At 66.9% G+C, this 11,929-nt stretch carries 12 protein-coding genes; 8 read left to right on the top strand and 4 right to left on the bottom strand.

The features are described from left to right. The first annotated feature begins 1 nt into the window (after position 1). Positions 2 to 979 (top strand): 1-phosphofructokinase family hexose kinase, encoded by a 978-nt coding sequence (locus BSZ14_RS05320; RefSeq protein ID WP_076710115.1) that lies wholly within the window; start codon positions 2 to 4, stop codon positions 977 to 979. A gap of 284 nt (positions 980 to 1,263) precedes the next feature. Here the strand turns inward: BSZ14_RS05320 and BSZ14_RS05315 are convergent, their stop codons facing one another. Together BSZ14_RS05315 and BSZ14_RS05310 are read right to left on the bottom strand one after the other, a co-directional pair. After that, the gene (locus BSZ14_RS05315) at positions 1,264 to 1,815 is read right to left on the bottom strand and encodes a CC0125/CC1285 family lipoprotein (protein WP_076710114.1); all 552 of its coding nucleotides are present in this window, start codon (positions 1,813 to 1,815) and stop codon (positions 1,264 to 1,266) included. Next, entirely contained in the window at positions 1,812 to 2,447 is a 636-nt protein-coding gene (locus tag BSZ14_RS05310) for an NAD(P)H-dependent oxidoreductase (RefSeq protein ID WP_206744329.1), read from the bottom strand. Before BSZ14_RS05310 ends, BSZ14_RS05315 begins: the two co-directional genes overlap by 4 nt. A gap of 169 nt (positions 2,448 to 2,616) precedes the next feature. Here BSZ14_RS05310 and BSZ14_RS05305 point away from each other — a divergent pair, with 169 nt between their 5' ends. The 7 genes from BSZ14_RS05305 (at position 2,617) to BSZ14_RS05275 (ending at position 8,287) form a co-directional block, all read left to right on the top strand. After that, on the top strand, positions 2,617 to 3,342 hold the full coding sequence (locus tag BSZ14_RS05305; RefSeq protein WP_083748121.1) for an NAD(P)H-dependent oxidoreductase: 726 nt from the start codon (positions 2,617 to 2,619) through the stop codon (positions 3,340 to 3,342). Positions 3,343 to 3,395: 53 nt separating this feature from the next. After that, positions 3,396 to 3,830, top strand: coding sequence for a potassium channel family protein (locus BSZ14_RS05300; RefSeq protein ID WP_042487937.1), 435 nt, complete (start codon positions 3,396 to 3,398; stop codon positions 3,828 to 3,830). After that, positions 3,830 to 5,344 (top strand): PAS domain-containing sensor histidine kinase, encoded by a 1,515-nt coding sequence (locus tag BSZ14_RS05295; RefSeq protein ID WP_076710163.1) that lies wholly within the window; start codon positions 3,830 to 3,832, stop codon positions 5,342 to 5,344. The genes BSZ14_RS05300 and BSZ14_RS05295 overlap by 1 nt, the downstream gene beginning before the upstream one ends. Continuing rightward, positions 5,337 to 5,993 (top strand): response regulator transcription factor, encoded by a 657-nt coding sequence (locus tag BSZ14_RS05290; protein ID WP_076710113.1) that lies wholly within the window; start codon positions 5,337 to 5,339, stop codon positions 5,991 to 5,993. The genes BSZ14_RS05295 and BSZ14_RS05290 overlap by 8 nt, the downstream gene beginning before the upstream one ends. Positions 5,994 to 6,051: 58 nt before the next feature. Beyond that, positions 6,052 to 6,420 carry a response regulator gene (locus BSZ14_RS05285; protein ID WP_076710112.1) on the top strand — a complete coding sequence of 123 codons (369 nt, stop codon included), beginning with the start codon at positions 6,052 to 6,054 and terminating at the stop codon, positions 6,418 to 6,420. Positions 6,421 to 6,506: 86 nt separating this feature from the next. Continuing rightward, a complete protein-coding gene (locus tag BSZ14_RS05280) occupies positions 6,507 to 7,310 on the top strand; it encodes a universal stress protein (RefSeq protein ID WP_076710111.1) in 804 nt (267 codons plus the stop codon). Between the two features lie 56 nt (positions 7,311 to 7,366). Further along, positions 7,367 to 8,287, top strand: coding sequence for a L,D-transpeptidase family protein (locus BSZ14_RS05275; protein WP_241823646.1), 921 nt, complete (start codon positions 7,367 to 7,369; stop codon positions 8,285 to 8,287). On the opposite strand, the gene BSZ14_RS05270 is transcribed toward BSZ14_RS05275, so the two are convergent. Both BSZ14_RS05270 and BSZ14_RS05265 read right to left on the bottom strand, forming a co-directional pair. Then, positions 8,284 to 9,048 (bottom strand): Bax inhibitor-1 family protein, encoded by a 765-nt coding sequence (locus BSZ14_RS05270; protein WP_076710110.1) that lies wholly within the window; start codon positions 9,046 to 9,048, stop codon positions 8,284 to 8,286. The genes BSZ14_RS05275 and BSZ14_RS05270 overlap by 4 nt on opposite strands. A 217-nt stretch (positions 9,049 to 9,265) precedes the next feature. Continuing rightward, complete coding sequence (locus BSZ14_RS05265) at positions 9,266 to 11,899, bottom strand: bifunctional acetate--CoA ligase family protein/GNAT family N-acetyltransferase (RefSeq protein WP_076710161.1); 2,634 nt, start codon at positions 11,897 to 11,899, stop codon at positions 9,266 to 9,268. Between the last annotated feature and the right edge of the window lie 30 nt (positions 11,900 to 11,929).

Below are 11,929 nucleotides of genomic sequence, written 5' to 3'. Positions count from 1 at the left end.
CATGCCGGATATCATCACCCTGACCTTCAATCCCGCGCTGGATTGCAGCACGGCGACCGCGATGATCCTGGCCGACGAGAAATTGCGCTGCGATCCGCCGCGATACGATCCCGGCGGCGGCGGGATCAACGTCGCGCGGATGGCCCATGCCCTGGGCGAAGCGGTGGTGGCGCTGTTCCCGGCGGGCGGCCTGACCGGCGACCATCTGGCTGCGCTGGTGACGGCGACCGGCACGCCGTTCCTGCGCATCCTCACGGCCGGCGCGACCCGCGAGAACCTGTCGATCGTGGATCGTCGTTCGGGCGCGCAATATCGCTTCGTGCTGCCCGGACCGCCGCTGCGCGCGGTCGATCAGCAGAGCTGCATCGACGAATTGGCGCGGCTGGCCCCGTCGGCGCGCTATGTCGTGGTCAGCGGCAGCCTGCCCGCCGATGTGGCCCCCAACCTGCTGCCGCGTATCGCGGACCTCTGTCGGGCACATGACTGCCGCCTGGTCCTCGACACATCGGGCGAGGGATTGCAGCAGGCGCGGACCTGTCACGCGTTCCTGCTGAAGCCCAATGCCGATGAACTCGCCCAGCTTGCAGGCCGATCGCTCCTGTCGGAGGCGGACGAAGAACAAGCCGCCAGGCTCCTGATCGACCAGGGGTTCGCCGAAGTCCTGCTCGTCTCGCTCGGCGACCGGGGTGCCATGGTGGTAACCCGGCAAGGCGTCGATCGATGCCGTGCCATCCCGATCGTGGCACGAACCAAGGTCGGCGCAGGCGACACCATGGTGGCGGCTGTCGTCGTCGCGCTCACGCGCGGCTGGACATTGGTCACCGCCCTGCGCTTCGGTGTCACGGCGGGCGCGGCCGCCCTGATCGAGCCGGGCACGCAGCTGGCCCGTCCCGAAGCCCTACAAGGTCTATACGAGGCGCATTTCGGTGATCTTCCCGCGATCGATCGACAGGAAACATTGAAGGAAGTCGCGGAATAGGGCGGGTTTTAGGAAACCCGTGCCACGACCGCTTCTTGCGCCGGGCCTTACCGCGTTCCGGGCGACAAGACACCACCGGACAAACTGCGGCGCCTCCGTGGTCGATCACCGGTGCGGGTGATGTTTTCGGAGACGCCGCGAGCCTTTGCCAGCCTATCATCGCGTCGTATCGGACCAGGGTCTAGGCTTGCGCGTTCGACCCAAAACAATACGTCGCTCCGTTCCAGCGCCCTCCTTATAAGCCGCGGCATCGGCACCGAATATCCGTAATGATCCGGATGGGGTCAGGGCGCGACCTGCGGCACGGGAAGACCAAGCTGCCCCAGCACGAACTCGGCATCGAGCGCATCCCAGCGCGCCTCATCCTGATGATGGAAGGTGACCACGTATGACAGGGCCATCCGCCGGACCGGCGGCTTCGGCGACAGCCAGAGCGGATCGTCATGGCAGCCCTTCCATCGGCGGGCCAGGCAATACCAACGCCAATAGCGATGCCACCGTGTGAAATCGCCGCGATACTCCGCGCGCACGCCGTCCGCCCCGTACAGAATATAGACATTCCGGTCGATCCGCCGGTCCGCCAGCGAAAACCGGGAATAGCCGTGGAGAAGCGTCGATTCGGCTATGCGGCGCAGAAGGAGGCGCTCCACCTCCTTGATCGGTGCGTCGGCTGGCGCCGAATAGCCGATCCGATATTGCTTCGCTGTCAGATACTGTTCGTAATATCCCGCCGATCCGCCCGCACCCTCCGGCGCATAGGCGAGGGTCGGCACGCACCCGCCCTGCGCCCATCCCGCCGCCGCGACCAGCAGCACGGCGCAGCGCGGTCGGATCATGCCTCGAACGGAACGGACGCTGGTGGAAAGCCCGCGAGCCTGGCGCAGGTCTGCTCCGCCGTCTCGCGCACCTGGCGCAGATGCCCCTCCGCCTCGTGGCTGCTCATGCCGGGGATGATGCCGTCGAGCATGATATGCTCGCTGCGCGCCATGCCGAAGCCGCGCCACAGATAGACGTCGAAAATCTCCCGCAGCGCAAAGAGCTGTCCCTGCTGGTCGAGCCAGGCGAGCGGCAGGGCGGACGTGCTGAAGGACAAGAGCGACTTGCCGATCAGGAACGGTTGCCCGATCCGGTCGTGCAGCTGCCCATAGGAAAGCCCCGCCCCCAGCACCCGCTCGACATAGCCTTTGAGCATCGCGGGCGGCAGGCCGTACCAGATGGGATAGATGAGCACGACGATGCTCGCCGGCCGGATCAGGTCGCATTCCGCCGCCACGTCCGGCGACGGAAGCCATGGTCCCGCCCTGGGATGCTCCTCGGGACGCAGGACCGGATCGAACCCCATCGCATAGAGATCGCGCACCGTGACGTCCTGCCCCTGCGCCTCGACCGTGCGGACATAGGTGTCCAGCACCTTGTGGCCAAAGCCATGGGGCGACGGATGGGAACAGATGACCAGATGACGTGGCACGGATGGAAGATCGGGCATGGCCGGGCCTTTGCGACGACTGTGACGGCCATGGTCGTCGCAATCCATCCCGGACGTCGCCATCCGCAATCATACCTAGCCCATCCGGGAAATACCGTATCGCGTACACGCCACGCTGCGATCAGACTCGGGGTGAAGGAGATAATCCATCATGTCCGACGCCGCGCCCATGGCCGCCCTCGACGCCCGCCCCACCGCGATCGATCATCTGGTGGTGATCGGTCACCCCTCCCCCACCGGATTCAGCCACGCCATCGCCCATGCCTATGCCGAGGCGGTGCGCGCCAATGGCCAGAGCGTGACCGAGCATGACCTCTACGCCACCGGCTTCGACCCGCTGCTGCGCGCCCATGAACGCCCCGACGCCCCGGACTTCGCCCTGTCCGACGACGTCCGGCGCGAAGTCGCGCTGGTCGAGAAGGCGAGCGTCATCGTCCTCGTCTTTCCCATATGGTTCGGCATGCCCCCGGCCGCGATCGTCGGCTATGTGGATCGTGTGCTGGGGGCCAGGCTGGGGTCGCGCGCCCTTCGCCATGACGAACCGTACCAGATGCTGGCGGGCAAGCATCTCCTGCTCTTCACCACCTCCGGCGCGACCCTGCCATGGCTGTCCGCGAAGGGGCAGTGGTACGGGCTGAAGGCCGCGTTCGACACCTATATCGAGTCGATCTTTTCCCTGGCGGGTTGCGAGCATGAGCATTTCGACTCGATCGTCACCCCGCTGCTGCCCAGCTATGCGGCCGAGTGTCTTTACCACACCGGCGAATGCGCGCGGCGGATCAGCGCGACCCTGTTGAGCGAGGCGCATCGGCGTCAGGTTCATGCCAAGCTGGCCCTGCCCGCTGCGGTCGAAGATCCACGGTATGAACGCTCCTGATCTACGGGATTGCCCTAATAGGCGGATGTCCCCGCCCCGCCTAACCCGACGCCATGACCCTCCCCATGCAACTGGCTGTCGCGACCGCCATGACGCTGGCGTCGATGCTGCTGCATCTGCTGGGGCTGTCGGCGCTGCTCCTGATCATCCGGCAGCGACGGCGGCTCGAGGGCTGGCGGCACGATGCGTGGGCAGTCCTGATGGCGGCGATCGGGTTGTTCATCCTGCACGGGGCCGAAATCTGGGGCTATGCCCTGTTCTATGTCGCCTGCGGGGCGCTGGGCGATTTCGAGACGGCCCTGTATTTCTCGACGGCGACCTACACGACGATCGGATATGGCGATGTGGTGCTCGCCCGCCCATGGCGGGTGATCGGCGCCATAGAGGGTGCGGGCGGTATCATCCTTCTGGGATGGTCGACCGCCTTCTTCGTCGCCATGGTGGGCCGGATCAATTCGATCGAAAACCGGGTCGGACGCGAAACATGATGAATCGATGGACGGAGCCGACGCTCGCCGACCTGCTGGCCCGGTTCGTCGAGGGGTCGCGCGATATCGTGATCCTGATGCTGGATACGAACGGGATCATCCTGAACGGTTCGCAAAGCGTCGCGGCGACATTGGGGTGGCCGGTGGAAACCTTGATCGGCCGATCCGCCGCCCTGCTCTACGAGCCGAATGGCGACATCGACAAGGAATTGCGCCGCGATCTGGACCAGGCTTCGCGGTCCTCGCCCTGGCATCAAGAGGCGTGGCGCGTCCGGCGTGACGGGTCCGAGTTTCTGGCCGCCAACACGATCGTGGCCCTGCGGGACGATCATGGCGCCTTGATCGGGTTCGGCCTGACCATCGCGGACGTGACCAACCGCCATGCACGCGACCAGGCGTTGCAGCAGAGCGAGTTGCATGTCCGCTCGATCCTGACGACCGTGCCCAATGCCATGGTCGTGATCGATCGCTATGGCATGATCCTGTCCTTCAGTTCCGCCGCCGAACGGCTCTTCGGCTATACCGAGGCGGAAATGATCGGGCGCAACGTCAAGGTGCTGATGCCCGCGCCCTATCGCCACCAGCATGACGACTATATCGCCCGCTATCACGCGACCGGCGAGCGCCGGATCATCGGGATCGGCCGCATCGTCACCGGTCTGCGTCGCGACGGAACCCAGTTCCCGATGGAATTGTCGGTGGGCGAGGCCGGAGAGGGCATCCACCACATCTTCACCGGCTTCATCCGCGACCTGACGGTCCAGCAGCTCGCCGAGATGCGCATGAAGGAATTGCAGGCTGAATTGATCCATGTGGCGCGGCTCAGCGCGATGGGCACCATGGCGTCCACCCTGGCGCACGAACTAAACCAGCCGCTGGCGGCGATCGCCAACTATCTGGAAACCGGACGCGACCTGCTGGATCAGGACGGCGCAGCCGCCGCGCCGCTGCTGCGGGACGCGGTCGAGGAAGCCGCCCAGGAGACGTTCCGGGCCGGACAGATCGTCCGCCGTCTCCGCGATTTCGTGGCGCGGGGCGAGACGGACAAGGCCCTGCACGACGTGCATGCCATGATCGACGAGGCGGCCCGACTGGCTTTGTCCGGGACGGCCGAGCGCGGCGTCCGGTTCTTCACGCACCTCGATGCCAAGGCGCGGACCGTGCTGGCCGATCGCGTCCAGATCCAACAGGTTCTGGTCAATCTGCTCCGCAATGCCGTGGAGGCCATTGCGGAAAGCGACATACGCGACATTACGGCATCGACACGACAGCAGGGAAATATGATCGCGATCGCGGTCGCCGACACCGGCTCGGGCATCCCGCCCGCCATCATGGGGCGCCTGTTCGACGCGTTCAATTCCAGCAAGTCGGACGGTCTGGGCCTGGGCCTGTCCATCTCGCGGACCATCGTCGAGGCGCATGGCGGGCGCATCTGGACCCAGCCCAATGTCGGCGGCGGCACCGTGTTCACCTTTACGATCTGGAGCGGGGAACCGGAGGAAAGCCATGGCTGACAGACGGCTTGTTCATATCGTCGACGATGAAATCGCGATGCGTCGGTCGATAGCCTTCATGTTGAAGACAGCCGGTTACGCGGTGGAAAGCTGGGAAAACGGCCTCGCCTTTCTGTCCCAGGTCCGATCCGCGGCACCCGGATGCGTGCTGCTGGACGTCAGGATGCCGCACATGGACGGCCTGACCGTGCAATCCGAACTGGCGGCACGGGGCATCGCCATGCCCGTGATCATCCTGACCGGGCATGGCGACATTACGACGGCGGTGAATGCGATGCGCTCGGGCGCCGTCGACTTCCTCGAGAAACCGTTTCAGAAAAGCGTCTTGCTGGCCGCACTGGACGCAGGATTTCGCCGCCTGGACCACAAGGCCGAGCTGTCCGACAATGCCCGCGACGCGCGCATCAGGGTGGCGAGCCTGACGCCACGCGAACAGCATGTGCTGGACGGTTTGGCGCGCGGCCTGCCCAACAAGACCATCGCCTTCGACCTGGGTATCAGTCCCCGCACGGTCGAGGTTCACCGCGCGAACCTGATGACGAAGCTGGCCGTCAACAGCCTGTCGGATGCCCTGCGCATCGCCTTCGCGGCAGGGCTGGGCATGGATCGAGAACAACCTCTTGCAGCGCATGTCAGTAATCTCACGTAAAGACGCTGCGCCGTCCGGCTGCCATCACAAGAGCCTTGAACGAGGAGGTGGCGTCACGATGGCAATCAACAAGAATGAGTCGGCAGTACGCCGCGCTTTACTGGTCGAAGATGATGAGGGCGTTCGGCGCTCTCTGCAGCTGCTGCTACACTGGCGCGGCTATGACGTGCGGTCTTATGCCGGGGCCGCATCGGCGCTGACGAGCGGGGATGTCGAGTCCGCCGATCTGCTGATCGCCGACTTCAACCTGCCCGACGGGACGGGACTGGACGTCCTTCGCAGCCTGCGCAATCGCGGTTGGCGGGGCCGGTCGATCCTGATCACCGGCTTCCATACCGCCGCGATCGAGGCCGATGCGCGCGCGCAAGGGTTCGACAGCGTCTTGGAAAAGCCCCTGCGGCAGCAGACGCTGCTGGCCGCCCTGTGACGTCAAGTCCGTAAACATAGCAATGCCGCACCGTCCTCGGGCCGGTTACCCCAGCCCGTACATTCCATTCTTCCGGAGACACAGCCATGAAGAATATTCTTGCGCTCATGCATGATGATAGCGGCCAGGAGGCGCGCTATCAGGTGGCTCTGGACGTGACACGGGCGCTGGAGGGGCATCTGACGTGCCTGGACCTGACCTATATCCCGCCCATGACGTCCGGCATCTATGAAAGCGCCTATGTCATGGTCGATCTCCTGACGCAGGAATCGACGCGCGAGGAGGCCAATCGCGCGCGGATGAAGAGCAGGCTGGAGCATGAGGATGTCAGCTGGAACTGGGTCGACGTCACCGGCGACGCTGCGCAGACGTTGCGCCAGGCCGCCACGCTGGCGGACCTGATCATCGTCAATCGACGGCTGGAGGATCCCGCCACGATCGACATGCGCCGCACCGCGAGCGAGTTGGTCGTCCAGTCGGGCAAGCCGGTTCTGGCGGTTCCCGCCTCGTGCCAGCGGCTGTCGCTGGATGCGGCGATGATCGCCTGGGACGGATCGGTCTGCGCCGCCGCCGCGATGCGCGCGGCCGTACCGCTGCTCCAGAAAACCAGGCATGTGGTCCTGGTCGAACTGCAGGACGGGTCGATCGCCGCCCCGGCCGAAGAGGCCGCCAGCTATCTTTCCCGACACGGCATTCCGACGCTTGTCGAACGCAGCACCTGCCGTCACGGCGAGGCCGGGGAACGCCTGATCGAGGCACTGGGCCGGGGCGGCTTCGGCTATCTCGTCATGGGTGGCTTCGGCCATGCCCGCTTTATCGAGGCGCTGTTCGGCGGCGTGACCCGGACGATGCTGAACAAGAGCCCGGTGCCCGTGTTCCTCGCCCATTGAACAGCGCCATGGTCCGGGGCGGGTGGCGGGCTACGGCCCTGGGTGGAACGGGCCTGGTGCTCGCGCTGCTGCTGATCGGTGCGGTCCAGATCACGCCGGGGTCACCCGTGCCCCTGAATCCGGGTGACGCCGTGATCGCCCCGTCGATGATCCCCGACGGCCCGGTCACGATCTTCATCAGCCTGCCGTCACAGCGCGCATGGGTCTATCGCAACGGCGTGCCGATCGCGGTCACCACCATCTCCAGCGGGCGCCCCGGCCATCGCACCCCGACGGGCGTGTTCACCATCCTTCAGAAGCATGCCGATCACCGGTCGAGCAAATATGCATCCGCGCCCATGCCCTTCATGCAGCGGCTGACCTGGGACGGGGTTGCGCTGCACGGCGGCGATCTGCCCGGCTATCCGGCCAGCCATGGCTGCATCAGACTGCCCAAGGCGTTCGCACGGTGGCTCTATTCCGTGACGCGGATCGGCGCCAGCGTGATGGTCTCCGACCGTCTCGACGCCCCGACCATCCTGCCGTCCGCCACACCGCTGGAGGAAGGCCCGGCCCCCGCCGCCGCCTTGCCCCAGCATTATACCTGGCAACCGGCGCGATCACCCTCCGGTCCGGTCTCGCTGGTGGTGAGCGAACGGGATCGGCGCATCGTGGTCCTGCGCAACGGGATAGAGATCGGACGGGCGACCATCACCCTCACCGCCCCCGTCCGCGACAATGCGGCCTATCTGCTGAACAGCATCGACCGGACGGGTGCGCACTGGTTGCGAGTGCCACTGCCCGGCGAACCGGACGGGGCGGAACGCGAGCTGTCCGACGATGACCGCGCAAAGGCGCATCTTCCCGACGCATTCCGCGCGGCGCTGCGCGACCTGTTGAAACCCGGCGCGACGTTGCTCGTCGTACGGGAATCGCTGGCGGAAGCGGGAACCGGCCGCAAGGTGCGACTGCTGGAGACGGGTGGCCAGCAGCCCTAGCGGCGGCGGCCAAGCAACCGGAAGACCGACAATGGCAGGGCCAGCACGTCGAGCGCCACGATCAGGGCGCCGACCATCGCCATCCGTTCCTTTGCGGCTTCGTTGGGAATGCCGCCTTCATACAGACGCTCGATGCGCGGAATGTCGAACGCCACCAGTGCCGCCAGGGCCAGCGCCCCGCCGACCCCGACGACCATATCCAGCGGTGGCACGCCCTCGATCACCGTCCAGAGCAGCGCGACGAGCCCCGCGATCACGCCGCTCGTCGCGAAAATCCCCAGCCGGTCCGGCGCCCCCTGCCCGGCATTACCGCCCAGCCCAGCAAGCGCGAAGCCCGCTCCGGCCCCCATAAAGACCGGCAGAATGTCGATACCGGTCAGATGGCGGACGACCGCGGTCAGCGCGACCGACCAGCCGAACGACCATAGCAGCAGCATCAGACGGGCCGCAGCAAATGACGTGCGCTCGGCCGATGGGGCGAAGACGAAAAGCATCGCCAGCGGCAGCACCATGACGAACCAGCCGAATGGCTGGACATCCGTATGGCGGACGAGGACATTCCAGACCCGTTCGTTATATCCGACCAGCGCGGCGCCCGATGCGGCGACCACCATCGCGATGCTCAACCGCCGATAGACCTGCGCCACCAGATGGAGCATCGGAAACTGGCTAATCCGTTGACCGATCTCGCCCTGCATCTCCGCGTCACCCCCTTCATGGATCGAGACCGCAAGATGCCGATCCGGCAACGACGGCGGCATACGCAATATCCCGCATCGGAAGCCCCGCCGGCCACCAATAGGCCGGTCGCCCGGAAGAGCCGGAGGGACGGACTGCGGCGCGCCTCCCCCGGATTCTCTCCAATCTGGCCGTCATGGAGGGGTGGCACATGGTTCTGGTCCGGTCCGGCACCCCCGCGCCCCCGGCGCAGGCTGGTGCCGGGGCTGGCGGCGGCGGGCGCGTGCTGTGCTGACCGGGTCAGGCGTCGAGCGAGCGACGCACCACTTCCTCGCCCCCCGAACTCGAAACGGTGGCGAAGCCCATTTCCTTTTCCAGCGACAGGGCGGCGCGGTTGCCCTGGCTTTCGATCGACTCGATCGTCTGGTATCCCTCGGCACGGGCATAGGCGAGGACGTGCTGCATCAGGGTCCAGCTGATCCCCCGCCCCTTGAAGCCTGCATCGACCGACAGGGCGACCTCGGCATGGGCGCGATCGGCGTCACCGACGATCATCGCGCTGGCCACCAGCCTGCTGTCCACAAAGGCCAGGAAGTGCATCGCCCGCGCATAGTCCAGCTGGGTCATCGCGACGAGCCGGTCCCGCCCGACCTCGCGCAGCCCGGTCAGGAAGCGAAAGCGCAGATCCTCGGGCGATACGTGATGGAACAGGTCGGCCAGCAGCGCCTCGTCGTCGGCGCGAACCGGGCGGACATGCAGCGCGGTTCCGTCGCGCGTTATCAGGTCGGCCGCCCATTCGACCGGCATCGGCCGGATCGCCATGCGGCCGCGCGCGGGCATGGCGGTGATCCGCATCCGAACGTCGAGCGCGATCACGCACTTTGCCCCGACCAGCAAGGGATTGATGTCCAGCTCGGCCAGGTCGGGCAGATCGGCGACCATCGTCGACACCGCCTCCAGCACCGCGACCACGCCGTCGATGCAGGCGGGCGGAACGTCGCGATATCCGGCGAGCAGCGCGGATACCCGGGTCCGCGCGATCATGTCGCGCGCCAGCTGATCGTCGAGCGGCGGCAGCTCCACCGCATGATCGTCCAGCACCTGAACCGCTGCGCCGCCCGCCCCTACCGCGAGCACCGGCCCGAAGACAGGATCGTCGGCCACGCCGACCAACAGTTCGATCCCGTTCGGCTCCGTCTCCATCGGCTCCACGTCGAAGCCGATCAGATGCGCCTCCGGCCGCTCGCGGGCGATACGCGCCGCCATGGCGAGGGCGGCGTCGCGGGCGGCGGCGGCGCTCGGCAAATGACGCGCGACGCCGCCAACATCGGACTTGTGCGGCAGATCGGGCGAGTCGATCTTGACGACATAGGGCGGGATCAGCCCATCGCACGCCTGCTCCACCGCGTCGGGCGTGAGGGCACGATGGGCCGCCACCACCGGTATGCCATAGGCCGTCAGGATCGCGCGCGCTTCGTAACCGTGCAGGCGGGTCCGCTGCTCGGCCCGCGCAGCCGCGATGATCTTCTGCGCTGCGGCGCGGTCATGATCGGGAATGGAGAGACGTGGCGACGCGCGCAGGGCCGCCGCCCGCCCCGCCGCCGCCCGGTGGAGATGGCCGCACGCCCGTACCGCATCCTCGACCGTCTCGAACAGCGGAATGCCCGCCTCGCCGAAGACCGGCCTCGCCGCGGCGGCATCGGCAGGCCCCAGCCAGCAGGCGATGACGGGCCGTGTCGCCCCTTTCGCCGCGCGGACCACAGCCTGCGCCATCACCTCGGCCCGTTCGACCGCCGTGGGGCAATGCGCCACGATCAGGGCATCGACGCCGGGATCGGCCAGCACGGCGGCGACCGCGAAGGCGATACGCCGAGACCGGGCATCACCGCCGATATCGACCGGATTGAAATGCGCCCCCGGCATCAACCCGGAGCCGAGCCGGGCGACGGTTTCCGAAGACAGCGTGGCCAGCGAAAGCCCCGTCGCGGCCAGCGCATCGGCGGCCAGTACGCCCGCACCGCCGCCATTGGTGACGACCGCGATCCGGTCGCCCCCCATGGCATGATAACGGCCCAGCACCTGGGCGGCGTCGAGCAGGTCGGCCATCGTCCCGACCTCGACGATCCCGCTGCGCCGAAAGGCGCTGCTATGCACTTCCGCCGATCCGGTGATCGCGCCAGTGTGCGAGAAGGCCGCCTGGCTGGCCCCGGGCGCGCGACCGGCCTTCAGCACGATGACCGGCTTGATGAGCGTGGCGGCGCGCGCAGCGGACAGGAAGCGGGCGGCCGAGGTGATGCCCTCGACATGGATCAGGATCGCGTCCGTCGTCGGATCGGCGACATAGAGATCAATGAGGTCGGCCAGATCGACATCCACCATGTCGCCCATCGATACGACCCCGGAAAAGCCGAACCCCCGCGCGGAGGCGGCGTCTAGCATCGCCGCGACCAGTGCGCCGCTCTGCGACAGAAAGGCCAGCCTTCCCGCCTTGGCGGTGCCATAGGCGAAAGAGGCGTCGAGGCGTGCCGGGGGGCTGAGCAGGCCGATGCTGTTCGGCCCGATCAGCCGCATGCCGTGCGCCCGCGCCGCCGCCAGCAGTTCGACACGCATCGTGGCGTCGGTCAGGCCACCGGAGACGATCACCGCCGCACGGGTGCCCAGCCGACCGAGCGCGCCGACCGCCTCGACGACACCATGTGCGGGACAGGCGATGATCGCCAGATCGGGCGGCGACGTCAGGGCGGCAATGCCCTGGACCCAGGTCACGCCCGAAATTCCGACGGGATGCGGATTGACCGCGACGACCTGCCCCGGAAACCCTGCTGCCAGGATATTGTCGAGCAGCGCGCGCCCCACCGATCCGATACGCTGCGATCCGCCGATCACGGCGATGCCGGAGGGACGGAGAAACGGGCGAAGCGTGCTGGCGGCCATGATGTGATCCTGCGAGATCGGTGGCACAGG

The organism is Sphingomonas sp. Sph1(2015), assembly GCF_001970915.1.
Classification (GTDB): Bacteria; Pseudomonadota; Alphaproteobacteria; order Sphingomonadales; family Sphingomonadaceae; genus Sphingomonas; species Sphingomonas parapaucimobilis.
The sequence above is the reverse complement of the archived record's forward strand: the minus strand, read 5'-3'. Positions and strand labels throughout refer to the sequence as shown.

Bases quoted from the DNA above. Each gene is read 5' to 3' on its own strand.
- BSZ14_RS05320 (WP_076710115.1), top strand. From the start codon at position 2: ATGCCGGATATCATCACCCTGACCTTCAATCCCGCGCTGGATTGCAGC.
- BSZ14_RS05315 (WP_076710114.1), bottom strand. From the start codon at position 1,815: ATGATCCGACCGCGCTGCGCCGTGCTGCTGGTCGCGGCGGCGGGATGG.
- BSZ14_RS05305 (WP_083748121.1), top strand. From the start codon at position 2,617: ATGTCCGACGCCGCGCCCATGGCCGCCCTCGACGCCCGCCCCACCGCG.
- BSZ14_RS05300 (WP_042487937.1), top strand. From the start codon at position 3,396: ATGACCCTCCCCATGCAACTGGCTGTCGCGACCGCCATGACGCTGGCG.
- BSZ14_RS05295 (WP_076710163.1), top strand. From the start codon at position 3,830: ATGAATCGATGGACGGAGCCGACGCTCGCCGACCTGCTGGCCCGGTTC.
- BSZ14_RS05290 (WP_076710113.1), top strand. From the start codon at position 5,337: ATGGCTGACAGACGGCTTGTTCATATCGTCGACGATGAAATCGCGATG.
- BSZ14_RS05285 (WP_076710112.1), top strand. From the start codon at position 6,052: ATGGCAATCAACAAGAATGAGTCGGCAGTACGCCGCGCTTTACTGGTC.
- BSZ14_RS05280 (WP_076710111.1), top strand. From the start codon at position 6,507: ATGAAGAATATTCTTGCGCTCATGCATGATGATAGCGGCCAGGAGGCG.
- BSZ14_RS05270 (WP_076710110.1), bottom strand. From the start codon at position 9,048: ATGCCGCCGTCGTTGCCGGATCGGCATCTTGCGGTCTCGATCCATGAA.
- BSZ14_RS05265 (WP_076710161.1), bottom strand. From the start codon at position 11,899: ATGGCCGCCAGCACGCTTCGCCCGTTTCTCCGTCCCTCCGGCATCGCC.